The 23024-nt window shown below is 72.7% G+C and carries 16 protein-coding genes; 7 read left to right on the top strand and 9 right to left on the bottom strand.

Annotated features, from left to right (window positions below):
- The first annotated feature begins 21 nt into the window (after positions 1 to 21).
- Positions 22 to 1080: a DUF2637 domain-containing protein gene (locus ACQEVM_RS10370; protein WP_433077184.1), complete on the top strand. Its 1059-nt coding sequence runs from the start codon at positions 22 to 24 to the stop codon at positions 1078 to 1080.
- A 51-nt stretch (positions 1081 to 1131) separates the two neighbouring features.
- Here ACQEVM_RS10370 and ACQEVM_RS10365 read toward each other — a convergent pair whose 3' ends face one another.
- The 3 genes from ACQEVM_RS10365 to ACQEVM_RS10355 all read right to left on the bottom strand — a co-directional run bounded on the left by ACQEVM_RS10365 (position 1132) and on the right by ACQEVM_RS10355 (position 5061).
- Complete coding sequence (locus ACQEVM_RS10365) at positions 1132 to 1434, bottom strand: ATP-binding protein (RefSeq protein ID WP_433079921.1); 303 nt, start codon at positions 1432 to 1434, stop codon at positions 1132 to 1134.
- Positions 1435 to 1686: 252 nt separating this feature from the next.
- Complete coding sequence (locus ACQEVM_RS10360) at positions 1687 to 3429, bottom strand: pyruvate dehydrogenase (RefSeq protein ID WP_433077182.1); 1743 nt, start codon at positions 3427 to 3429, stop codon at positions 1687 to 1689.
- A gap of 66 nt (positions 3430 to 3495) precedes the next feature.
- The gene (locus ACQEVM_RS10355; protein ID WP_433077180.1) at positions 3496 to 5061 is read right to left on the bottom strand and encodes a protein phosphatase 2C domain-containing protein; all 1566 of its coding nucleotides are present in this window, start codon (positions 5059 to 5061) and stop codon (positions 3496 to 3498) included.
- Between the two features lie 528 nt (positions 5062 to 5589).
- Here ACQEVM_RS10355 and ACQEVM_RS10350 point away from each other — a divergent pair.
- From ACQEVM_RS10350 to ACQEVM_RS10340, 3 genes are all read left to right on the top strand, one after another.
- Complete coding sequence (locus ACQEVM_RS10350; protein WP_433079919.1) at positions 5590 to 6567, top strand: helix-turn-helix domain-containing protein; 978 nt, start codon at positions 5590 to 5592, stop codon at positions 6565 to 6567.
- Between the two features lie 24 nt (positions 6568 to 6591).
- Positions 6592 to 7074, top strand: coding sequence for a DUF456 domain-containing protein (locus ACQEVM_RS10345; RefSeq protein WP_433077178.1), 483 nt, complete (start codon positions 6592 to 6594; stop codon positions 7072 to 7074).
- Between the two features lie 129 nt (positions 7075 to 7203).
- Positions 7204 to 7581 carry a PPOX class F420-dependent oxidoreductase gene (locus ACQEVM_RS10340; RefSeq protein ID WP_433077176.1) on the top strand — a complete coding sequence of 126 codons (378 nt, stop codon included), beginning with the start codon at positions 7204 to 7206 and terminating at the stop codon, positions 7579 to 7581.
- 108 nt (positions 7582 to 7689) lie between these two features.
- On the opposite strand, the gene rsgA is transcribed toward ACQEVM_RS10340, so the two are convergent.
- The gene (gene rsgA / locus ACQEVM_RS10335; protein WP_433077174.1) at positions 7690 to 8811 is read right to left on the bottom strand and encodes a ribosome small subunit-dependent GTPase A; all 1122 of its coding nucleotides are present in this window, start codon (positions 8809 to 8811) and stop codon (positions 7690 to 7692) included.
- A 502-nt stretch (positions 8812 to 9313) separates the two neighbouring features.
- On the opposite strand from rsgA, the gene ACQEVM_RS10330 reads away from it, so the two are divergent.
- Entirely contained in the window at positions 9314 to 10933 is a 1620-nt protein-coding gene (locus ACQEVM_RS10330) for a sulfatase-like hydrolase/transferase (protein ID WP_433077172.1), read from the top strand.
- A 69-nt stretch (positions 10934 to 11002) separates the two neighbouring features.
- Here the strand turns inward: ACQEVM_RS10330 and ACQEVM_RS10325 are convergent, their stop codons facing one another.
- The 3 genes from ACQEVM_RS10325 to ACQEVM_RS10315 all read right to left on the bottom strand — a co-directional run bounded on the left by ACQEVM_RS10325 (position 11003) and on the right by ACQEVM_RS10315 (position 18688).
- Positions 11003 to 15844 carry a DNA repair ATPase gene (locus ACQEVM_RS10325; RefSeq protein ID WP_433077170.1) on the bottom strand — a complete coding sequence of 1614 codons (4842 nt, stop codon included), beginning with the start codon at positions 15842 to 15844 and terminating at the stop codon, positions 11003 to 11005.
- A 108-nt stretch (positions 15845 to 15952) separates the two neighbouring features.
- Positions 15953 to 18046, bottom strand: coding sequence for a flotillin family protein (locus tag ACQEVM_RS10320; protein WP_433077168.1), 2094 nt, complete (start codon positions 18044 to 18046; stop codon positions 15953 to 15955).
- Positions 18047 to 18091: 45 nt separating this feature from the next.
- Complete coding sequence (locus tag ACQEVM_RS10315; protein WP_433077166.1) at positions 18092 to 18688, bottom strand: hypothetical protein; 597 nt, start codon at positions 18686 to 18688, stop codon at positions 18092 to 18094.
- A 207-nt stretch (positions 18689 to 18895) separates the two neighbouring features.
- Between ACQEVM_RS10315 and ACQEVM_RS10310 the strand changes: the two genes are divergently transcribed.
- Positions 18896 to 19309 (top strand): VOC family protein, encoded by a 414-nt coding sequence (locus ACQEVM_RS10310; RefSeq protein ID WP_433077164.1) that lies wholly within the window; start codon positions 18896 to 18898, stop codon positions 19307 to 19309.
- Here ACQEVM_RS10310 and ACQEVM_RS10305 read toward each other — a convergent pair.
- Complete coding sequence (locus tag ACQEVM_RS10305) at positions 19228 to 20022, bottom strand: helix-turn-helix domain-containing protein (protein ID WP_433077162.1); 795 nt, start codon at positions 20020 to 20022, stop codon at positions 19228 to 19230. The two genes, ACQEVM_RS10310 and ACQEVM_RS10305, sit on opposite strands and share 82 nt — an antisense overlap.
- A gap of 71 nt (positions 20023 to 20093) precedes the next feature.
- Complete coding sequence (locus tag ACQEVM_RS10300; RefSeq protein ID WP_433077160.1) at positions 20094 to 21209, bottom strand: YihY/virulence factor BrkB family protein; 1116 nt, start codon at positions 21207 to 21209, stop codon at positions 20094 to 20096.
- A gap of 17 nt (positions 21210 to 21226) precedes the next feature.
- Here ACQEVM_RS10300 and ACQEVM_RS10295 point away from each other — a divergent pair, with 17 nt between their 5' ends.
- Positions 21227 to 22870, top strand: coding sequence for an acyl-CoA dehydrogenase family protein (locus ACQEVM_RS10295; protein WP_433077158.1), 1644 nt, complete (start codon positions 21227 to 21229; stop codon positions 22868 to 22870).
- Positions 22871 to 23024: the final 154 nt, after the last annotated feature.

The following is a 23024-nucleotide window of genomic DNA, read 5'->3' as shown; positions in this document are numbered from 1 at the left end:
CGCGAGGCAAGGGACATCCGCATGAGACTGACCGACATATCGCTGGACTGGCTGCTGCCCGGCAGCCTCCTGATCCTGGGCGTACTTGCGGCAGTGGCGGTACTGGCCCGGGGCAAGCGGGAGAGCGAGAAGGCGGCGGCCGACGACAGCTGGGAGCGCAGCGAGGAACGGCGCCGACGCAAGGAGGCCGTGTACGGAACCGCCTCGTACGTCCTGCTCTTCTGCTGCGCGGCGGTGGCCGCCGCCCTCTCCTTCCACGGGCTGGTCGGCTTCGGCCGGCAGAACCTGAACCTCTCCGGCGGCTGGGAGTACCTGGTCCCGTTCGGTCTCGACGGCGCCGCGATGTTCTGTTCGGTGCTCGCCGTCCGCGAGGCCAGCCACGGCGACGCCGCCCTCGGCTCCCGCATGCTGGTCTGGCTGTTCGCGGGCGCGGCCGCCTGGTTCAACTGGGTGCACGCTCCGCGCGGCATGGGCCACGACGGCGCGCCGCAGTTCTTCTCGGGGATGTCTCTCTCCGCGGCGGTGCTCTTCGACCGGGCCCTGAAGCAGACCCGCCGGGCGGCGCTGCGCGAACAGGGCCTGATCCCCAGGCCGTTGCCGCAGATCCGGATGGTCCGCTGGCTGCGGGCTCCCCGCGAGACGTTCGGTGCCTGGTCGCTGATGCTGCTGGAGGGCGTACGCACCCTCGACGAGGCGGTGGACGAGGTGCGCGAGGACAAGAAGGAGAAGGAGCAGGACCGGCACCGCAGGCGGGAGCAACACCGCCTGGACCGCGCCCACATCAAGGCGTTGGGCCGGCAGAACCGGGCGTTCGGACGGACCCGCGCCCGCCAGGTGGACGTTCCGGGGCTCGCTCCCGGAACGGGCTCCGCGCCGGTCGGCGCGGAGCCGGCCATACCGGAAGCGGGACAGCTGCCCCTGCGCCGCCGGCCCTCCCTGCAGGCCGTGAACGGAACCGACTCCCTTGAGGTGACCGGCCCCCGGACGGTGGACCTGACCGCCGAGGACGACACCCAGACCATTCCCCGCCTCGACTCACTGGAGCGCAAACTCAAGGATCTGGAGCAGCAGTTCGGCTGATCCAGCGCACCCCCGAGGGCCGTTCCGAGCGCCGCGCGCCCGGAGCGGCTCTCACGCTTCCAGCTCGAACCAGACGACCTTGCCGGCGCCGCGCGCCAGGGTGTCCACGCCCCACTCGTCGGCCAGTTCCTGCACCAGCACCAGCCCTCTGCCGTGCGTACCGTCGTCGGCGGACGGTACGTACGGTCGGGGCCGGCGGGAGGCGTAGTCGCGGACCTCGACCCGCAGGCGGGTGGCGGCGAGGCTCGCGGACACCTCCGCGCCCTGTTCGGTGTGGACCAGGGCGTTGGTCACCAGTTCGGTGATGAGCAGCTCCGCCACGTCGGCGGCGTCGGATCGACACCGGTGGCGCATCAACTCCCGTAAGGAACGGCGTATTTCGCCCACTGCCTTGAGGTCGGCCCGGCGCACGCTGCGGGTGATTCCCGACGTGTCCGCCGCGCCCCCGTCCTCGGCGGACGGTTCACGCGGCTCCGGCCGCCCTCTCTTCCACGGCTTTCCGATCTTCGCCCCCACCCGCACGGCGATGTACCTCCCCCGTGTCCATGTCTCTCGAACAGGCCTACGGGATGCATGCCCCTCAGGGGAATCCGCACTCCTTCGGGCTTACGGGCGCGGTACGTTGCGGAGATTGGATCGAGCCATCTGGATCATGCGGCCCACTCCGCCGTCCAGCACGATCTTGCCGGCGGAAAGTGCGAAACCGGTCACCATGTCGGCGCTGATCTTCGGCGGAATCGACAGGGCGTTGGGATCGGTCACCACGTCCACCAAAGCGGGTCCCTTGTGCCGGAACGCGTCCTTCAAAGCACCCGTGAGCTGCTTGGGCTTCTCCACCCGCACGCCGAAGGCGCCGGCCGCGCGGGCGATGGCCGCGAAGTCGGGATTGCGGTTCGTGGTTCCGTACGAGGGCAGGCCGGAAACCAACATCTCCAACTCCACCATTCCGAGGGCAGAGTTGTTGAAGAGGACCACTTTGACGGGTAGGTCGTACTGCACCAGGGTGAGGAAATCTCCCATCAGCATCGAGAAACCGCCATCACCCGACATGGAGACCACTTGACGGTTGCGATCGGTGAACTGTGCGCCGATGGCCTGGGGCAGTGCGTTGGCCATGGAGCCGTGGCTGAAGGAGCCGATGATGCGCCGCTTGCCGTTCGGGGAAAGATAGCGCGCGGCCCACACATTGCACATGCCCGTATCCACGGTGAACACCGCGTCTTCGTCAGCGAGTTCGTCGAGGACCGCGGCGACGTACTCGGGATGGATGGGGGTGTGCTTCTCCACCTTCCGGGTGTACGCCTTGACGACGCCCTCCAGCGCGTCCGCGTGCTTCTTGAGCATCCGATCGAGGAAACGACGGTCGGTCTTGACCTTCACCCGACTGTTCAGGGCCCGCAGGGTCTCGCGGGCGTCCCCCCAGACGGCGAGGTCCAACTTGGAGCGGCGACCGAGGTGTTCGGGGCGGATGTCCACCTGGACGATCTTCACGTCGTCGGGGAGGAAGGCGTTGTAGGGGAAGTCCGTGCCGAGCAGGATCAGCAGGTCGCACTCGTGAGTGGCCTCGTAGGCCGCGCCGTAGCCGAGCAGCCCGCTCATGCCGACGTCGTACGGGTTGTCGTACTGGATCCATTCCTTGCCGCGCAGCGCGTGGCCGACGGGGGCCTTGACCCGGCCGGCGAACTCCATGACCTCGGCGTGCGCGCCGGCCGTGCCGCTCCCGCAGAAGAGCGTCACCTTGTCGGACTCGTCGATCAGCCGGACCAGCTTCTCGATCTCCCCGTCACCGGGCCGCACGGTCGGCCGCGCGGTCATCAGCGCGTGCTCGACGCTCTTCTCCGGTGCGGGGAGGGAGGCGATGTCCCCGGGCAGCGCGATCACCCCGACGCCACTGCGGCCGATGGCGTGCTGGATGGCGCTCTGGAGCACCCGGGGCATCTGCTGCGGGTTGGAGATCAGCTCGCTGTAGTGGCTGCATTCGGTGAACAGCCGGTCGGGGTGGGTCTCCTGGAAGAAGCCGAGGCCGATCTCGCCGGAGGGGATGTGCGAGGCGAGCGCGAGCACCGGGGCCATCGAACGGTGGGCGTCGTAGAGCCCGTTGATCAGGTGGAGGTTGCCGGGGCCGCAGGAACCGGCGCAGGCGGCCAGCCTGCCGGTGATCTGGGCCTCGGCTCCGGCCGCGAAGGCGGCCGTCTCCTCGTGTCGTACCTGGATCCACTCGATGCCGTCCGTCCGGCGGATGGCGTCGACGACGGGGTTCAGACTGTCACCGACGACTCCGTACATCCGTTGCACGCCCGCGCGCACGAGGATGTCGACGAACTGCTCCGCCACGTTCTGCTTGGCCATGGAAGGGGCGCCCTCTCCGGATCGGCACTGCCGTGTGCGCCTTCCATCCACGCACGTTCCGCGCCGTTACGCCTCCCAGACCGCGGCGGCCGTCCGGTCGTCGGCGTATCCCTTGAGGCGGAGCTGGGCGTCCGCGAGGAAGGCGGCCAGGCCGGGCGGCTCCTCCTCGGACCAGCGGGCGGCGAGTTCGGCCGAGAGGAGCCCCTCCTCCCGCATCGGGTCCGCGAGTCCGCCGGAGCAGAGCAGCAGGGTGTCCCCCGGCCGGGCCACGGACGCGCGGAACAGGAACCCGTTGCCCACGCCCCCTTCGGGGTGCGCCTCGGACGGTGTGCTCCGCCCCGGGGCCGGGTCCCGGCCCGGCTCCAGGTCCTGCCACCGGCCTTCGCGGAGCCGGAAGACGCCGCCCGCGCCCGCACCGAAGCACACCCGGTTGCGGCACCGCGGGTCCACCGGCAGCAGGACCCCGCGCAGCCCGGCCGTGTAGGACTCCTCGGCGTGGCCCAGTTCCGCGGCCCGGACCCGCAGGCGCCCGTATCCCCGGTCGGTCAGCCGTTGGAGGCCGGAGCGCAGGGCTTCGCGCCGCCCGGCCCGGACGTCGTCGGACAGCCGCTCGTGGCTGCGCCCGACGGCGGCCGCGACCGCGTGGCACAGTTCGGCGGCGGCCTCCTTGGCCCCGGGGGCGGCCCGGTCCCCGCCGGCCAGCACCACCAGCACGAGGGCGGCGTCGCCGGCTCCGAAGCGGGCGGTGAGCAGCGAGTCCCGCCGGGCCTCGCCCCGGAACCGGGCGGAGTCCCCGCGCACGGACGCGGCGCGCAGGGTGTACGTGCCGTGGCGGGCGCCCTCCAGCACGGTGTCGGGCGTCAACGCGTCGAGCGCGCCGGGATCGGCCGGGGGCAGCGCTCCCGGTTCGGCGTTGTAGGTGGGGGCCCGGTCCCCGAGGTGGCGCACCTCGGGCCGTTCGGCGGGGGCGCCCCGGGGCGGCCCCGCCTCCCGGGGCGGCTCCGGCGCGGGTTCCGCCTCGGGTACGGTCCCGTGCCGCGACGAGGCGTCCCGTAAGGGAGCGGCGGCCGGGGTGGGCGCGGCGGGGGGTGCCTCCTCGCGGGGCGCCCCCCGGCCGCGTACGGGCAGCTCGGGCGGCTCCGGCGACCGCGCCGGGGGACCCTGTTCCGGGGCCCACGCAGCCGGTTCGGGCTCGGCGGGCGGGACGACCACGTCGCCCAGGGCATAGCCGGTGGCCCCGGCCGTCCGCGGGTCCCTCGGCGCGGGCGGCGGCGGGTACGCCGGGAGCGGAGGCGGCGGGGGCGGGGCCACGTACGCGGGGGGCCGGGGTGGCGGCGGGGCCGGCACCGGGGGTTCCGCGCCCCGGGACCCGTCCTCTTCCGGCTTCCGCTCCGGCTCGGCCTCCCGCCGCTGGGCGGGCAGTACCGCGCCGGCCGGCCCGGTCGGAGCGCCCGTGTCCACCGGTCCCGGACCGGATGCCGTGCCCGCTCCCGTGCCTGCCTCCGGCTCCTTGACCAGGACCACCGCCGAGCGGTACCGCTGGTCCAGCGTGTCGCCCGGATCGGGTTCGGGTACCGCGTCCGGGTCCTCGTAGAGCTTCTGCCACCAGTCGTCCGCGCCCCGCTGACTCATGCCCCTATTGTCGGCCGTCGAGGGCGGCGAAAAACGCCGAACACACGAAAAGGGCCCACCGGGCCGCCGCCCGGTGAACCCTCCCCGCTTCAGTCGTACGGGCTGACGAACGTCGTAGGCACGCGCGACCGTCCGGGTGACGGACACGCCGTTCGCGTCCGCCGGTTCGCCCCTCGGCGCCACCGGCCGGCTTCGCCCGCGGGGACCCCGAAGACCCCGGACGGGCACGGACTGTCCCCGACGCGCTCGCCCCCGCGCCCGAACACCGTGCCCGTCGCGGGGGCGGCGCTCCGGTCGCTCCCGGCGCCGTGCGCGAGATCGGGCACATCGCGCTCCCCGGGCGAATTCCGACCAACTGCCTCATCGAACCGCAAAGTTGCCGTGCGCGTGACGATCGACCGGCGCATGGTGGTGCCGCGGTGGCGCCACCCTTACAGAGAGCCGGGTGGTACGGCGATGATGTCGGCGGCGGGTTTGCGCCGTGGCCGCTTCCCGCCAGGAACGGTGCCGAGAGAAGGGGTGGACGTGTTGCTGGGTGCGATAGGCCTGGACGAGGGACAGGAGTCGGCGTACCGCGCGCTGGTGGCGTTGGGGGCCGCGGAAGTGCCCGACCTGGCACATCGGCTGACGCTGCCCGTGCCACAGACCGAACGGGCCCTGCGGCACCTGGAGCGACACGGCCTGGCGGCCCAGTCCTCGGCCCGGCCCGGCCGTTGGGTGGCGGCCCCTCCCGGGGTGGCGCTGGGGGCGCTGCTCACCCGGCAGCGGCACGAGCTGGAGCAGGCGGAGTCTGCGGCGGCGCTGCTGGCGCGGGAGTACCGGGCGGAGGCCGCCGAGCCGGCGGTCCACGACCTGGTGGAGGTCGTGACGGGGGCGAGCGCGGTCGCGCACCGCTTCGTACAGCTCCGGCTGGGCGCGGCGGAGGAGGTGTGCACGCTCGTGAGCGGGCGGCCCCAGGTGACGACGGGGATGGACGACGAGCCGGAGGAGCGGGTCTCCGTGCGCGGCGTGGAGTACCGGGTGGTCATCGAGCGGGAGGTGCTGACCCTGCCGAACGGCATCCGCGAGGCGTCCACGGCCCTGGCGCGCGGCGAACGGATCCGGGTGACGGGGCAGGTCCCGACGAAGCTCGTCATCGCGGACCGCAGTCTGGCGATGGTGCCGTTGACGGCCCGGGGCGCCGAGCCGGCGGCGCTGGTGGTGCACGCGTCGGGCCTGCTGGAGTCCCTGATGGGCCTCTTCGAGGCGGTGTGGCGGGAGGCGCTGCCGCTGCGACTGGGTTCCACCGGTTCCCCGGAGGAGTCGGGTGGCGGCCCGGACACCGTCGACCTGGAGATCCTCTCCCTGCTGCTGGCCGGCATGACGGACGCGAGCGTGGCGAAGCATCTGGAGCTGGGGCTGCGAACGGTGCAGCGGCGGGTCAAGGGGCTGATGGAGATGTCCGGGGTCACCACGCGGCTCCAGCTGGGTTGGCACGCGTACGAGCGGGGCTGGGTGGCCCGATAGCCCCTGGTCGGTCAGGCTGGGCAGATGGATCTGCCTCAGCTGCTCCTGGTGGGGCTGGTGCTGCTGCTCGGGGTGCTGGGGGTGCTGGTCCCCGGCGTTCCGGGAACCTGGCTGGTCTGGGCGGGGGTGCTGTGGTGGGCGCTGCACATGCGGTCCTCGCTCGCCTGGGCGCTGCTCGTCGCCACGACCGGCCTGCTGTTGGTGGTGCAGGTGGTGAAGTGGCAGTTGCCGCCCCGGCGGCTGCGGGGCGTGGGGGTCACCCCCCGGATGGCGGTGTTCGCGGGCGCGGGCGCGCTGCTGGGTTTCGTGCTGCTGCCGGTGGTGGGTGCGATCCCCGGGTTCGTGGGCGGGATCTACCTGTGCGAGCGGCTGCGGCTGGGCACGCGCGGGGAGGCCTGGACGTCCGTCCGGGCGGTGATGCGGGCGGTGGGTACGAGCGTGCTGGTGGAACTGTTCGCGTGCCTGCTGGTGGTGGCGGCCTGGCTGGGCGCGGTCCTCGCGTCGTAGGCCCTGTTGCCCAGTCGTCAGGGTCTCGCCTGGCCCGGCCGCCTCGGGGACAGGGTCTAGGTCCGGGGACCGATGCGCGGGGGCCCGTGGGCCGATGCGCGGGGCGGCCGGGACTGTGAGAGTGGGGGCATGACGATGTTCGAGGGCTTCAGCGAGGCGGAACGGTCCTACCTGGGGTCGCAACACCTGGGACGGTTGGCCACGGTGGACGCGGCCGGGCAGCCGCAGGCGAATCCGGTGGGGTTCTTCCCGCAGGACGACGGGACGATCCTCGTGGGCGGCCTGGCCATGGGCACGACGAAGAAGTGGCGCAACCTCACCACCAACCCGAGGCTGTCGCTGGTGGTGGACGACCTGGTGTCCACCCGGCCGTGGCGCGTCCGCGGGATCGAGATCCGCGGGACGGCCACGCTGGAGGTGGGCCCCCACGCGCTGGGAGCCCACTTCAGTCCCGAGGTCATCCGCATCCATCCGGAGCGCGTCCACGCGTGGGGTCTGGACGACTGAACCCGAACGACCGGCCGGCGCCCCGGGCACCGGGGCCCGGGGTGGTGGACGGCGTCCGGGTGGTGGACGGCGTCCGGGGCCGGTCCCCGGGAGCCCGACCCGGGCGGGTCAGACGCGCCCGCCCCGCTTGGCCGCGTGGTTGGCCCGGCCCACCGCCGACTTCAACCGCCAGTCCCGGCGGATCTCGGACCGCAGGCGCGCGTCCGTCTTGGCGACGATCCGCTGGTTCTCCCGCAGCAACTTGCGGTAGCTGTCGAGCCGCCGTTCCGGCAGTTCGCCCGACTCCACGGCCGCCAGCACCGCGCATCCGGGCTCGGCCTCGTGCCCGCAGTCGTGGAAGCGGCACTGTCGCGCGTATTCCTCGATCTCCGAGAAGACCTGCCCGACGCCCACCTCGGCGTCCCACAGTCCGACGCCGCGCAGACCGGGGGTGTCGATCAGGACGCCGCCGCCCGGAAGGGCGAGGAGGTTGCGGGTGGTCGTCGTGTGGCGGCCCTTGCCGTCGACCTCGCGGGCCTCCTGGACCGCCATGACATCCACACCGAGCAGGGTGTTGGCCAGCGTGGACTTGCCGGCTCCGGAGGTGCCGAGGAGCACGCTCGTACCGCCCGCGACGACCGCCGCGAGGACGTCCGTGCCCTCGCCCGTCACGGAGGAGACGGTCAGCACCTGCACGCCCGGCGCGGCGGTCTCCACGTCCTGCACCAGGTAGGACTGCGTGGTCGGGTCGGGGACCAGGTCCGCCTTGGTCAGGACGACCAGCGGCTGGGCCCCCGACTCCCAGGCCAGGGCCAGGAAGCGTTCGATGCGCCCGAGATCGAGTTCGACGGCGAGCGAGACCGCGATGACGGCGTGGTCCACGTTGGCGGCGAGGATCTGTCCCTCGGAGCGCTGCGAGGAGGTGGACCGCACGAAGGCGGTCCGGCGCGGGAGGTAGGTCTTGACGTACCGGGGGTTGCCGGCCGCCTCGACGGCGGCCCAGTCACCGGTGCAGATGACCCGGAGCGGGTCGTGCGGGGTGACGAAGGCGGTGTCGGCGCGGACGATCCCGTCCGCGGTCATGACGTCGCACTGGCCCCGGTCGACCCGCACGACCCGGCCGGGCACGAGGCCCTGCGCGAGGTACGGGGCGAACTCGGCCGCCCACGCCTCGTCCCAACCGAAGGGGGTGAGGGCGTGCGCGAGCGAAGCATCAGAAGTGGAAGACGTGTTGAGCGAAGCGTTGAACAAGGGGAACCCTTCGAAGGGTGGCCCCGGCGGCGCGCTCTGCGCGCGGAAGTCGAGTGGGTGTCAGCCGGAGACCACAGGGGTGGAAACGATGAACTCCTGAATGCGGGCAGCGCCCGTCACCATGACAGTCATCAATGTCCTCACCCCCTGCTTCTCTTCAACGAACCGACACCGTGCCCTCGGCAACGACACACGGTCGCGCCTCGGAACGACCTGAACCATAGCCCCGCCCCGGGGCACGGTGCCACCGATTAAATTCCGGGGCTTCACCCGCGCGACACGACAGTCGGCGGACCAGCGTCACGCCGCGCGGACGTCGCCGCCCACCTGGACCCGTTCCCTTTCCGCTTCCCTTTCCGCGCGGGTCGCCGTGCCTCCCGAAACCGCGCGGGTCACGGCCGTAGGGTCGTCCGGTCAGCAAGCAGCACATCAGGACCCGCACCGCCGGCCGGCCGTACGCGTGGTCGCGCGTCCGCGGGGTCTCCCGGAGGACATGGTGGCCATGACGCGTCGTCCCAACATCCTGCTGATCGTCACCGACGAGGAGCGTTTCGCCCTTCCCCGCCCGGACGGCTTCTCGTTGCCGGGGCGCGAGCGGCTGGCGGCCCGCGGTGTCGGTTTCGACCGCTACTACGCGGCCTCGGCGATGTGCAGCTCCTCCCGCTCGGTGATCTACACGGGGCAACACCTGCCGATCACGCGGATCTACGACAACGACAACATGCCCTACATCGCCCCGCTCGACCCCGCGCTCGGGACCGTCGCAACGATGCTCCGCTCGACCGGCTACCACTGCGCTTACCAGGGCAAATGGCACCTGTCGAACGCCTACGTCACCCCCGGGAACCCCGGCCCGACCACCGACGCACTGGAGCCCTACGGCTTCTCGGAGTTCAACGACTGGGGCGACATCGACGGGGGCGCCTGGGCCGGTCTCAAGCTGGACCCGGTGATCGCCGGGCAGGCGGTGCGCTGGCTGCGGAACCGCGCCCCGGTCGTCGCCGAAGAACAGCCCTGGTTCATGGCGGTCAACTTCGTGAACCCGCACGACATCATGAGCTTCGACTACGGCGGCACACCGCGGGTGAGCCTCCCGATGGGCCTCGCGCACGCCGTCGTCGCCAAGGCCCCGGCGCCGATCCCGGTGTACGGCAGGCGTTGGGACTTCGAGCTGCCCGCGAGCCTGCGCGACGACCTGTCGGGCGCCGCGCCGGCGGTCGTCGAGTACGCGCGCATGCTGGAGAACGTCTTCGGGCCGGTCGCCGACGACGCCCACTGGTACGACGGTCTGAACTTCTACCTCAACTGCCTGCGGGACGTGGACCGCGCTGTGGAGAGCGTGCTCGACGCCCTGGAGGCCTCCGGCCAGGCCGACCACACGGTCGTGGTGTTCACCTCGGACCACGGTGAGATGGCCGGATCGCACGGCCTGCGGCAGAAGGGCAACCTCGTCTACGACGAGAACTTCCACGTCCCGCTGATCATCAGCCATCCCGACCTCGCCGGCGGTACGCGGACCGACGCGCTCGCCTCCGCCGTGGACCTCGCCCCCACCCTCCTCGCCTTCGCCGGGTTGGACCCGGCCGAGGTGGCTGACCGGTTCCACGCGCTCAGGGGGCACTCCCTGACTCCCGTCCTGGAGGGCGGTTCCGTTCGCGACGGGGTGCTCACCGCCGTCGAGTCGATCGTGACCCTCGACGCCTCGTTCTGGACCGCGTTCACGGACCCCGAGGCCCCGCGGCGCGTCGCCTCGGGCGAGCTGCGCCCCGACTGGGACAAGCGCGGCTTCCTGCGCGGCTACACCGACGCCCGTCACACCTTCGGCCGCTACTTCTCGCCCGTCCACCCCAACCGTCCGCGCAACCTGTCGACGCTGTTCGCGGACAACGACGTCGTGCTGTACGACCGCGCCGAGGATCCCGCCGAGCTGCGCAACCTCGCGCTCGAGCCGTCCGGTCGGGAGCTGGTCGCCCGTTACAGCGCGCTTCTCGAATCCCTCATCGACGCCGAGGTCGGCGCGGACGACCACGCGTGGGTCGCCGAACGCCCCCGGCTGCTCGGCTGGCCCACCTGGCGCGGGGACCGCGTGCCGATGTCCGACGCGGGCCGCGGCGCGCGGTGACCCTGGGCTCTGTCGTCGAAGTGGCCCCGGCCAGGCGAGACTTCGACGACAGACCCTGCGGGCGGCGACTCAGCCGCCGGCCCCGTCCCGGCCCCGGATCGCCGTCTCCACCGCCGTGAGGCGGTCGGCCAGCAGGCCGAGGGCGGCGACCGCCCGGGTGACCGGGTCGCTCTCGGGGCCGCCGAGTGCCTGTTCGCGCACGTACGAGGCCTTGAGCGCGGCCCAGCGCCGCGCTTGACCAGCCGTCAGGGAGTGCCGCAGTTCGGCGAGTTTGAGCAGGTTGGCCTCGGCTCCCGTGGTCAGGGTCTGCGCCTGCGCACGGTAGTGGTCGTCGATCAGCGCGGACAGTTCGACCGCGTTCATCACCGGGTCGATCCTCGTCGCGATCTTGTTCATGTCGCGGTAGGAACCCTGGAGCCGGAAGGGGGGTTCCGTGCGGGTGGCGTCCGTCCGGGCGGCCGAGGCGATGTAGGCCGCGTTGACGGCGACGACCACGTCCCGCGCGGCCAGCAGGTGCCGCAGCACCGCCACGATCCGCTCGCGTTCCGCCGGGGCGTACGGGTGGACCAGGCGGTCGGCGTGCGCCGCCGCGTCCCCCGAGGCGAGCCGGACGAGCAGGTCGAGGTCGGCCCGGTCCCGTGCGGCCAGGGGTGCGAGGACGGGGTGCGAGGTGAGGGCGTTCTCGACGAAGCTGAGGGCGAAGGCGTCCTCCTTGCCGGTCAGCACGTCGCCCAGGTTCCGGACGTCGGCGCGGTTGGCGAGCATGTCGGGGATCTTGAACCGCTCCCCGCTCTCCGTGTACGGGTTGCCGGCCATGCACACCGCGAACCGTTTGCCCCGCAGGTCGTAGCTGCGCGCCACCCCGTCGTGGACCCCCTCGATGCGGCGGGTGCCGTCACAGAGAGAGATGAACTTCTGGAGCAGTTCGGGCGAGGTGTGTTGGATGTCGTCGAGGTGGAGCAGGGTGTTGTTGCCCGAGGCCAGCGCGAAGTTGATCTTCTCCACCTCCCGGCGGGCGCTCGCGTCGGGCGCCCGCGCGGGGTCGAGCGAGGTCACCGCGTGCCCCAGCGCCGGCCCGCTGACCTTCACCAGCACCATGCCGAGCCGGTCCGCGACGTACTCCACCAGCGTGGTCTTGCCGTAGCCGGGGGGCGAGACGAGCAGCAGCAGGCCGCTGTTGTCGGTGCGTTTCGCGGCGCCCGCGGTGCCGATCTGTCGGGCGAGGTTGTCCCCGATCAGCGGCAGGTACACCTCGTCGACGAGACGCCCTCGGACGAAGCCCGACAGCACCCGGGGGCGATGCTCGTCCAGCCGCAGCCGCTGCCGCTCGGCGGCGACCAGTTCGGTGCGCCGCTGCTGGTAGGCGCGGAAGGACGGCACCACCGACGTCTCGAACTCGCCCACCCTCGAAAGGAGTTCCGGCAGGTCGAGCAGGATGCGTCCGCCGTCGCCCACCCGCGGGTGGGAGCCGAGCAGCCCGGTGACCGTCTCGGTGGTGGCGCATCCCTCGCCGGGGTCGTGGTGTGGCAGTGCGCCGCACAGTTCCACGGCGACGGCCTCCGCCAACTCCCCGCGCGTGAGCGTCTCCCCGCGCGAGGCGGCGAACCCGGACAGCCAGCTCTCGGCCAGTTGGCGACGGGCGGGCAGGTCGTCGTCGAGCGCGGCCAGATCGGCCCGGTAGGCGGCGATCCCGTCCAGCGCGGCGAACTTGGCCAACAGGGCCCGTACGGGCGGGGCGACCACGAAGGCCGCCCCGCCCGCCAGCTCCTCGAAGAGGTATTCGGCGACACCCCCGTGTCCGCCGAACTCCCGCATCGAGAAGGCCAGTTCCGCCAGGAAGTCGTCGATGGCCGGGGCCGGGCCGAAGGTCTCCCGGGCCCTGGCCATCGACCGGGCCCGCCGGGTCCAGGTCGCCCGGGCCTCCTCGGTGACCCCGTACGCCCAGAACAGTTGGGCCGCGGCCCGGTCCGCGGCCGGGTGGCGCAGCAGCCCCGCCGAGGCGTGCAGCCTCAGCAGGGCCGCCAGGATCAGCGTGGCGTCGTGGTCGTGGACCCCGCGCTGGTGCCCCTCGTCATACGCGGCATCGGCGGCCTCCCGTACGAGGGCGGGCAGGTCCGCGCCCGCGAGCGCGGCCGGTCCCCGCGCGCGCAGCAGCCGGACGGCCAGGTACTCGGCGCGGTACACGGCCGGGTTCTCCGAGGGGAGCGTCTGCTCCCAGAAGGGCCGGGTCGCGGCGAAGTCCGGGTCGGTGACCGGGGAGCGGTAGTCGGTGCCGGCGAGGGCGAAGCCGATACCGTCCCCGTGGGGCACCAGGGCGAGTTCGGGCGGCTGGGCGTTGACGGCGAAGGCGTGTTGCCCGAGCCGGATGACGGATCCGCCGTCGGTGTAGAGGTCGGTGCGGTCGCGCAGGGCCCGGCCGGCCGCCTCGCGGGCGGCACCCAGCCGTCCGTCGAGTTCCTCGGCCCGGACCCGGTCGTCGAGGGCGCGCAGTTCCTCGGCGGTGCGCCGGATCCTGGCCACCATCGGGTCCGAGGCGAAGTAGGTGTGGACGGCGTCGATGTCGTCCAGCGCGGCGATCCGCCGGGTGATGGTGTCGAGGATGCGGCCCGCGGAGGCGGCGAGCCGTTCGGCGCGCCGGGCACGGGTGTCCTGGAGGGTCTGCTTGCGGGCCGAGAAGGCGTCGTAGACCTCGGTGCGGCGCGCTTCGAGGCGGCCCAGGAACTCCTCGGACTCGCTGAACCGGGCTTCGAGGTCCTCGACGCGCAGCAGGAGTCGGGCCAGTTGTTCATCGCACGCGGGCGGGGTGTCGGCGGCGGCGAGGGCGCCGGTGACGGCCTGCCCGAGCAGGGCGTACTCGGCGGCGAACTCGGCCCGCCCCTCCGCACCGACCAACTCCCTGCGGCGCGCGTCGAGGACGGCACGGGCTCGGTTGGCGCCGCCCAGCACGTCCGCGATCCGTTCCAGGATGGAGGTGCGCACGGTGGCGTCGCCGATGTCCAGGGCGGCGACGACGTCGGTGACCGTCCCGAGCCCCTCGGAGTGTTCCGCGAGCCGGCGTGCGAGGGGCTCGGCCTCGGCTGCGACGGCGATCGTCGCCGCTTCCGCCGCCAGGGCGTCGATCGCGGCCCGGTAGTCGGTGAACGCGTCCTCGCCGCGCAGGAACTCCACCGCCCGGCGACCGGCCGCGTCGATGTCGGCGGACACCTCGGCGGCCAGCGACTCGATCCGTCCGGTGTCGACGTACCGCATCCCGGTCAGCGAGACCAGCCGGCCCTGGGCGCGGCGCAGGCCGGTGAGTTGTTCCACCCAGGCGCTCGCGGTGCGCGGGGCGGAGCCGCGGACCCGGCGGACCAGGCCCGCCAGGGAGGCGGCGGCCTCCTCCAGGGCCTCGGCGGCCTGTCGGGTCAGGTTCCGTACGGTCTCGAACTCGACGAGGACCTGTTCGGCGGTGTCCCGCAGGTCGCCCAACGGGGCCGCCAGGTCGCCGACTTCGGGGTCGCCGAGCCAGTGGTACTGGTCGGCGGCGCGCACGGAGGCCGCGGTGAGGGCCTCGTACAGTTCGGCGGTCGGCTCGCCGGCGTCGCGCACGGCGCCGGCGAGTTCGAGGCAGTCCGCGATGGCGCGCACCAGGTCGGCGTTGCCGATCCGGGCGAGGGGCCCGGCGCCGGCGGGGCGGGCGGCGGCGTGGGTGTCGGAGACGTACGGGGACTGCCACACCTGGACGGGGTGGACGCGTGTGGCGCCGCCCGCGTCCCGGTCTGCGGGGCCGCGCAGCACCGTGAGGGTGCCGTCCTCGAAGAGGGCGTGGCCGTGGCAGGGGATGGGGGTCGCGGCGGCCTTGCGGATGACGTTGTACGGCATCAGCAGGGTCCGGCCCTCGTCCCCGGCGAAGACGTGGAGCACGTCCTCGCCGTTGGGCGAGCGCACGGTCCGCTCGTACGTCAGACCGTCGGTGTCCACGTCGAAGGTCTTGTGGGCTCCGCCGGCCAGGCAGTAGCCGCCGGGGAAGACGATGCCCTGGTCCTCGGGCAGTCGCCGGCAGCCCCGGCCGATGCCGTCGAGGCGGACGACGTCCCGGGTGACGGTGTTGAAGACGAGGTGGCGGCGGGTGTCCTCCTTGTAGGGGCGTACGCGCAGCAGGATCAGCGGCCCCACCCGGGCGTGCGCGACCTCGGCGTCGGCGAGGGCCTGGAGCGGCTCGTCGACCGGTTCGGTGAAGACGCCCTCGCCGCTCTCGGTGTCGTTCCCGGTCTTGACGGTGAGGTGGCCGCCGACCGTGGAGACGTACAGGTCCCCGCCGACGGACAGGTGCGGGTGGCGGCCGAGGATCTGGTCCTCGCGGGTGGCGGCCGTCCACTCGACGTCGTGTGCGGCGGGCCGTACGTGGTCCCGTTCGCCGCGCGCGTCGAGGAAGCGGACGCCGCCGCCGGCGAGCCGCCAGCGCAGCACCCGGATGTCGGCGGCCGTCTCGCCGGTCCGGAAGACGGCCAGCAGCCCGCCCTCGACGTGGCGCAGTCGCAGCAGCCGGGCCTGGCGGTAGTAGCGGAAGAGGGCGGCGAACTCGCGCAGGAACCCGGGGTCGTCGAGCAGGCCGGGGACGGCGTCCTCGGGGGCCGGGTTCAGGCCCCGGTCGTACAGCCCGAACACCTCCCCGGGGCGGACGTCCCCGGTGTGCCCGATCGGCACCCCGTGGCCGAGCAGCAGCCACTCGCCCACGGCGACGAGGTCGCGGGCCACACAGGGTTCGGTGGTGTGCACGGGGGCGGTGCCGGTGAGGGTCAGCCCGGTGGAGCCGAACACCTCGACGCGCCGCGCGTTGAGTGCCTCGGCCCGTCGGGCCAGCTCGGCGGCCCGCGCGCCGAGGCGGTCGCGCAGGACCTCGTACGTTCCGGCGTCGATGTCCGTACCCATGGGTCGTCTTCACTCCTGACGCGAGGGGAGAGGGGCCGGGGCCGCCGGTCACGACCGGCCGGCGGCCCCGTGTGTGTCACCGGCGGCCGATGCCGCCGGGGGTGCTGCCTATGCCTGCCGGCCGGCTGCGGCCGAGCCGTTCGCCCGGGCGGCGGGGGCGCCGGTCGCGGCGCCCGCGAGGGCCGTGAGCGGCAGGTCCGAGAGGCCCAACCGGTCGGCCTGGGAGAGCAGTTCGGCCAGTGGTCCGGCGCTCGCGCCGCCGCCCTGCATCAGTTTCATCAGCAGCGCGGACACCGTCAGGTCCCGTACGTCGGCCGCGGCGACGCTGCCGAGCATCCGGGTCAGGTCGGCGGTGAAGTCGGACGAGCCGTCCAGCCACGGCTTCGCGAGGGTCCGCGCGGTGGCCGAGTTCTCGACGAAGGCGTCCATGCCCTTGCCCAGCGAGATCGAGGAGACGAGCCGGTCGAAGAAGACCGAGTCCCCGCCGACGATGTTGATGTCGGCCTTCTCCAGCCCGGCCGCGACCACCATGGCCTGGGCCTCGGCGACCTGCCGCTGTACGTCCAGTCCGGCGAGCCGGACCTCCTTCTCCGCCTGGAGGCGGAGCCGGTACTCCTCGTGGCCCCGCGAGGCGTCGTCCAGTGCGGCCATCGCCGCGGCCTTCTCGGTGAGGCCGGCGGCCTCCGCCTTCAGCTTTCCGCCGATGGCCTCGGCGTCCGCCAGGGCCTGCGCCCTGGTGCCCTCGGCCTGCGCCCGCAGTCGTGCCTCGGTGGCGTGCGCCTCCGCGAGACCCGACTTCTCGATCGCGTCGGCCTCCTTCTCGCGGACCTGTACGGCGGCCAGCCCGGGCGCGGCGGCCTCGGCCTGCACGCCCTCCGCGAGGCGCAGTTTGGCCCGTGCGTCGAGGTCGGCCGTCTTGACCCGGGCCTCGGCCAACGTGACCTGTTCGGCGGCGTGGTGGACGGCAGACGCCTCGGCCGCCTCGGCCGCCTTGATGTCCTTGACCAGTTGTTCCTGGGCCTCCGCCTCGGCGGCGATGACCACGGCCTGCCGGGTCCGCTCGGCCTCCTCGACCATGCGGAGCCGCTTGATCGACTCCTCCTGCTCGGCGACGGTGCGGTCCACCGCGACGCGCTCGCGCACGACCTCGGCGATGTCGCGCTTCTCGGTCTCCACTTCCTTGTCGGCGGCGATCCGACTCAGCTGGGTCTCGCGCTCGCGGGCGATGACCTCCAGCTGGCGGTCCTTCTCGATGCGCTCGGTCTCCACCGCGATGACCCGCTCGCGGTTCTTCGCGGCGACGGCCACCTCGCGGGCCTGGTTCTCGCGTTGCACGCCGAGTTGTTCCTCGGTGCGCAGGAAGGCGCCCTGGGCGCGCAGCCGCTCCTCCTCGACGACCTTGGCGGTCTCCGCCTCCTCCTTGGCGCGCACGGTCTCGATCTCGCGGCGCTGCTTGATCTCGGCGTCGGCCTGCCGGCGTTCGAGTTCGAGGATGGCTTCGCGGGCGTCGACGTTCTGCCGGGTGATCTCCTTCTCCTCCGTGCGCTGGAACTCGTTGGTGCGCACGTGCTCGATGGCGGTCAGCTCGGTGATCTTCCGGATGCCCTGCGCGTCGAGGATGTTGGAGGCGTCGAGCTGGGTGAGCGGGGTCTGCTCCAGGTAGTCGATCGCCGCGTCCTCCAGGCTGTAGCCGTTGAGGTCGGTGCCGATGACGGCGATGATCCGGTCCCGGAACTCGTCGCGCTTGGTGTAGAGGTCGGTGAAGTCGAGTTGCTTTCCGACGGTCTTGAGGGCCTCGGAGAACTTCGCGTTGAACAGTTCCTGGAGGGTGGCCTTGTCGCTGGCCCGCGCGGTGCCGATCGCCTGGGCGACCTTGATGACGTCCTCGGTGGTCTTGTTGACGCGTACGAAGAACGAGATGCGGATGTCCGCGCGGATGTTGTCCTGGCAGATCAGGCCGTCGCGGCCGGTTCGGGAGATCTCGATGGTCTTCACCGAGATGTCCATGATCTCGGCCTTGTGCAGGACGGGCAGGACGACCTGCCCGGTGAAGGTCACGTCGACCTTGCGCATCCGCGACACGATCAGCGCCTTGCCCTGTTCGACCTTCCGGAACAGCCGGCTGAGGACGAACAACAGCACGAAGACGACGAGGAGGATGACGCCGACGAGCACGCCGACGCCCAAGGAGATGGCATCCATGCAGGGGCCCCTTCGAATGGAGCGGTAAGGGAGGTTCCGTGGGGTTCAGGCGCGGGGGTCGAGCGCGCTGTCGTACGGGGCGACCCAGAAGAACTCGCCGGGTTCGTCGTACGCGTAGAGCAGGCCGGTGCTCCCGTGGGAGAGCGGATCGTCCCCGGTCTGGCGGACCTGCACGATCGCGGTCGAGCCGTCGTCGGCGGCCACCTCGGCCTGGCCGAAGCGGTCGTCGACCCGACCCGTGCGGATGACGCAGACGAGGCCGATGAAGTCCTGTCGCGAGGGCGGCGGTTCGTCGGGTCGGAAGAACCCGCGCAGCGGTGCCACGCAGATCCTGGTGGCCACCCTGGCCACGATCAACGCGGCGAGCAGGACGGGGACGGAGGTTCCGCCGCCGAGGCCGGCCCGGTCGAGGTAGACGGTCCCGGCGAGGCTGGTGAACCAGGCGAACGCGGTGAACATCGAGACGGAGACGGAGAACGGGACCCCGAGCGTGCCCAGGGCGGCGGATCCGGAGTCGGTGTCGAGGGTGTCGTGTTCGGCGGCGCCGAGCAGGACGAGCAGCCAGTAGGCGACGACCACGCCGAGGGCGAACGTGAACACCACGGCGGGAAACGCGAACGCGGCGGCGATGAACTCTTCCACCGGTAGCCCCCCTTCCTCTTCCGTGCCTCGGCACCGGGCCGGTACGAGCACCCCGGCAAGCCCAAGTCTGCCGCAACCCCACCTTCGGGTTCATTGCCGGTTCCCGGCAGTCTTTACGCGTTCTTGATGCCGGGCGATGGTGGAACCATTCGGCGCGTGTCCGATTCGTTCAAGACCCTCGGCCGGCGCGCACCCGACACTGGGCGCATGACTCCCCGACTCGACATGATCGGCCTCGTCGTCACCGACATGGCCGCCTCGCTCGCCTTCTACCGCCGCCTGGGCCTGGACCTCCCGCCCGAGGCGGACACCCGGCCGCACGTGGAGACCGTCCTGCCGGGCGGCACGCGGATCGGCTGGGACACCGAGGAGGTCATCCGCTCCTTCGACCCGTCCTGGACGCGGCCCTCCGGCGAGGGCCGGGTCGGCCTCGCCTTCCTGTGCGACTCCCCCGACGAGGTGGACGCCCTCTACGCCGAGCTGACCGGGGCGGGACACCCGGGGCACCTGAAGCCGTGGGACGCGTTCTGGGGGCAGCGCTACGCCGTGGTGCTCGACCCTGACGGATCCGGGGTCTCGCTGTTCGCCCCCGCCTCCGGGGACGAGCAGCCCGGCGCCTGACCCGCGCCCGGCCCGCCCGCGCCCGGCCCGTGGGCCCCGGGCGTGCGCCCGGTCAGGGCGCGGACCTCCCGGCCCAGGTGGGCCTGGTCGGCGTACCCGACCGCGTACGCGACCTCCGCCTGCGGGGTGCCGAGGCGGAGCAGGGCCAGCGCCCGCTGGAGCCGCAGGATCCGCCCCAGGGTGCGGGGGCCGTACCCGAACGCGTCGAGGGAGCGCCGGTGGAGCTGTCGTTCCCCGAGACCGACCTCCCGGGCGATGGCGGCCACCGACCGGCCGCGCCGCACTCCGGCCCGTACCGCGAAGGCGACCGGGTCGGGCGTCGGCCCGCCGGCGGCGGCGCGGGTCCGGGCCAGTTCCTCCAGGCCGTCGCGGGGGTCCGCGTACGCGCCCGTCCGCTCGGCGAGGCGGCGCACCTCGGCGCCGGGCCACAGTCCGGCCAGGTCCACCCGTCGGTCGCGCAGCTCGTGCGCCGGTACGCCGAGGAGCGCGGGCGCCGTGCCGGGGGCGAGCCGCAGCCCCCAGAAGGTTCCGCCGGGGGCCTCGCCCGGGATCTCGCCGGCGGGGTGCGGGCCGGTGTCCGGGCCGGCCACCAGCAGCCGCCCGCCGGTCCACAGCAGGTCCATGCAACCGTCGGGCAGCACCATGGCGCCGGGCCCGTCGGAGCGCCACAGCACGGCGCCGGGCACCAGCGGGGAAGGTCGCTCCTCGTACACGGGGCCAGGCTACGTCCGCGCCCGGCGCCGGCGCGGCCGGGAACCGGGGCCCGCGCCGCCGGGGCGGCTCGTCAGTGCTTGCGCAGCCGGGAGTGGTAGTCCTCGGGCGGCAGGAACCGCGACCAGCGCTCGGGGAACTCCGAGGGCATCCCCGCGTCCTCGTCGTCCTCGGACTCCCCCTCGGCCAGCGCCCGCCAGGCGGCGGCGCGGGCGATCAACCGGGCCGCCTCCGCCTCCCGTACCCGCTCGTTGGCCTCGCGGGCCGCGGCGGTGGCCACCGACGGCCAGACCCGGTCGATGGCGGCGTTGACGGCGGCGCCGACGAGCACGGCGAAGGCCGAGATGCCGATCCACAGCAGGATCGCGACCGGCGCGGCCAGCGAACCGTAGATCGTCGGCCCCTCCACGGTGTTGGTGAGGTAGATCCGCAGCAGGAACGAGCCGAGCACCCACATCGCCAGGGCCACCAGGGCGCCCGGCACGTCCTCGATCCACGGCGAGCGCACGGGCACGGACACGTGGTAGAGCGTGGTCAGGAAGGCGATGGAGAGGAGGGTGACCGTGGGCCAGTAGAGCACCGCGATCACCTCCGTGCTCCAGGGCAGCAGGCTCACCACGGCGTCCGGGCCGGCGACCATCAGCGGCAGCACGATCGCACCGATCAGCAGCGCGATCACGTAGAGCAGGAAGGACAGCAGCCGGGTCTTGACGATGCCGCGCTGACCGTCGAGGCCGTACATGACGGTGATGGTGTCGATGAAGACGTTGACCGCCCGGGAACCGGACCACAGGGCGAAGGCGAAACCGAGGGAGATCAGGTCCGGTCGGCCGCGGCTGGTCACGTCGTCCAGCATGGGTTTGGCGATGTCGTTGACGCCCCGGTCGGAGAGCACCGTGCCGACCGCGCGCAGGATGTTCTCCTCGATGCTGGCGACGAACGTGCCGCCCGTCCAGCCGTCCACGTACCCGAGCAGGCCCAGCAGGCCCAGGAAGAGCGGCGGGAGCGAGAGGAGGGTGAAGAACGCCGCCTCGGCCGCGAGACCCAGGATCCGGTACTCGATGCACGAGTTGACGGTGTCCTTGAGCAGCAGCCAGCCCATTTTGCGCTTGGAGACGTTGCGGTAGAGGGCGCGGGCCCGGTGGAGCCGCCCTGGGATCCGCTGGGGTGTTTCTTTTGCTGGCTGCACGTCCTTACGGTATCCGCATGGCAGCCACCACCCACACAGTCAGCAACCAGGCCCCGCCCCTTGTGGGCTACGAGGCGTTCACCGGCGACCGGGCCCTCACCGAGGGGGTGGAGCGGCACCTCGTCGACGCCTCCCCCGAACTGCGCGACGAGGTGACGCGGGAGCTCACCACGCTCGGCCGGGCCGCGGGTTCGGGCCAGGCCCAGGACTGGGGTGCGCAGGCGAACGAGAATCCGCCCAGGTTGCGTACGCACGACCGGTACGGGCACCGCGTCGACGAGGTGGAGTTCCACCCGGCCTGGCACCGGCTGCTCGGGCACGCGGTGACCTCCGGGCTGACCGACGCCTGGGGCCGACCGGCCGGGCACCTGCGCCGGGCGGCCGGGTTCTTCCTGTGGTCGCAGGCCGAGGCCGGGCACGGCTGCCCGGTGTCGATGACGCACGCCGCAGTGCCGGCGCTGCGCACCGATCCGGAACTGGCCGCCGAGTGGGAGCCGCGGCTGACCTCGCACGTGTACGAGCAGGGCCTGCGGCCCGCCGCGGAGAAGGGCGGCGTGCTCTTCGGGATGGGGATGACGGAGAAGCAGGGGGGCAGTGACGTACGGGCGAACACGACGGCGGCGGTGCCGCTGGATGCCTCCGGCGAGTACCTGCTGACCGGGCACAAGTGGTTCTGCTCCGCTCCCATGTGCGACGGGTTCCTGGTGCTGGCGCAGGCCCCGGGCGGGCTGACCTGCTTCCTGGTGCCGCGGGTGCTGCCGGACGGGACCCGCAACGTCTTCGCGATCCAGCGGCTGAAGGACAAGCTGGGGAACAGGTCGAACGCGTCGAGCGAGGTCGAGTTCGACGGCACCTGGGCCCGCCGGGTGGGCGAGGAGGGCCGGGGGGTGCGGACCATCATCGAGATGGTCGCGGCGACCCGGCTGGACTGCGTGATCGGCTCGGCCTCGCTGATGCGTCAGGCGTTGACCCAGGCCCTCCACCACACGGAGCACCGCTCCGCTTTCGGAGCGCCGCTCACCAAGCAGCCGTTGATGCGCAACGTGCTGGCCGACCTGGCCCTGGAATCGGAGGCCGCCACCGTCCTCACCCTGCGCCTCGCCGCCGCGTACGACGCCGGCACCGACGAGGAGAAGGCCTTCCTGCGGCTCGCGGTGCCCGCGGCGAAGTACTGGGTGACCAAGCGGTGTACGCCGATGGTCGCCGAGGCCCTCGAATGTCTGGGGGGCAACGGCTACGTCGAGGAGTCCGGACTGCCGCGACTGTTGCGCGAATCCCCGCTGAACTCCATCTGGGAGGGCTCGGGCAACGTCCAGGCCCTGGACGTGCTGCGGGCGCTCCAACGCGAACCGCAGGCGCTGAACGCCTTCCTGCGGGAGGTCGGGCTGGCCCGGGGCGCGGACCACCGGCTGGACGCCGCCGTCAAGGACCTGTTGACCGACCTCGCGGACCTGGAGGGCATCGAGGCCCGGGCCCGCCGGGTCGTGGAGCGCATGGCACTGGTGTTGCAGGGGTCACTGCTGGTGCGGTGGGCCCCGCCGGAGGTGGCGGACGCGTTCTGCGCCTCGCGGCTCGGCGGCGACTGGGGCACGGCGTTCGGCACGCTGCCGCACAGTTTGGACCTGGGTTCGATCGTGGCACGGGCACGGATCGCGGGCTAGGAGAGGTCCCCAAACCGCTCACTGCCGTGATCCGGGCCCGTCGGCCGGAAGACCGGGAATGGCGCCGCGCCGACTCGGCACCACCCCGGATCCGATAAGCCCCGAGGAAGGAGCTGTCACGCCGCTCGGCGACGTCCCGATAGTTTCGGTCGGG

The sequence above is a fragment of the Streptomyces sp. CA-243310 genome (assembly GCF_050936775.1).
In the GTDB taxonomy this organism is placed as follows: Bacteria; Actinomycetota; Actinomycetes; order Streptomycetales; family Streptomycetaceae; genus Streptomyces.
The sequence above is the reverse complement of the archived record's forward strand: the minus strand, read 5'-3'. Positions and strand labels throughout refer to the sequence as shown.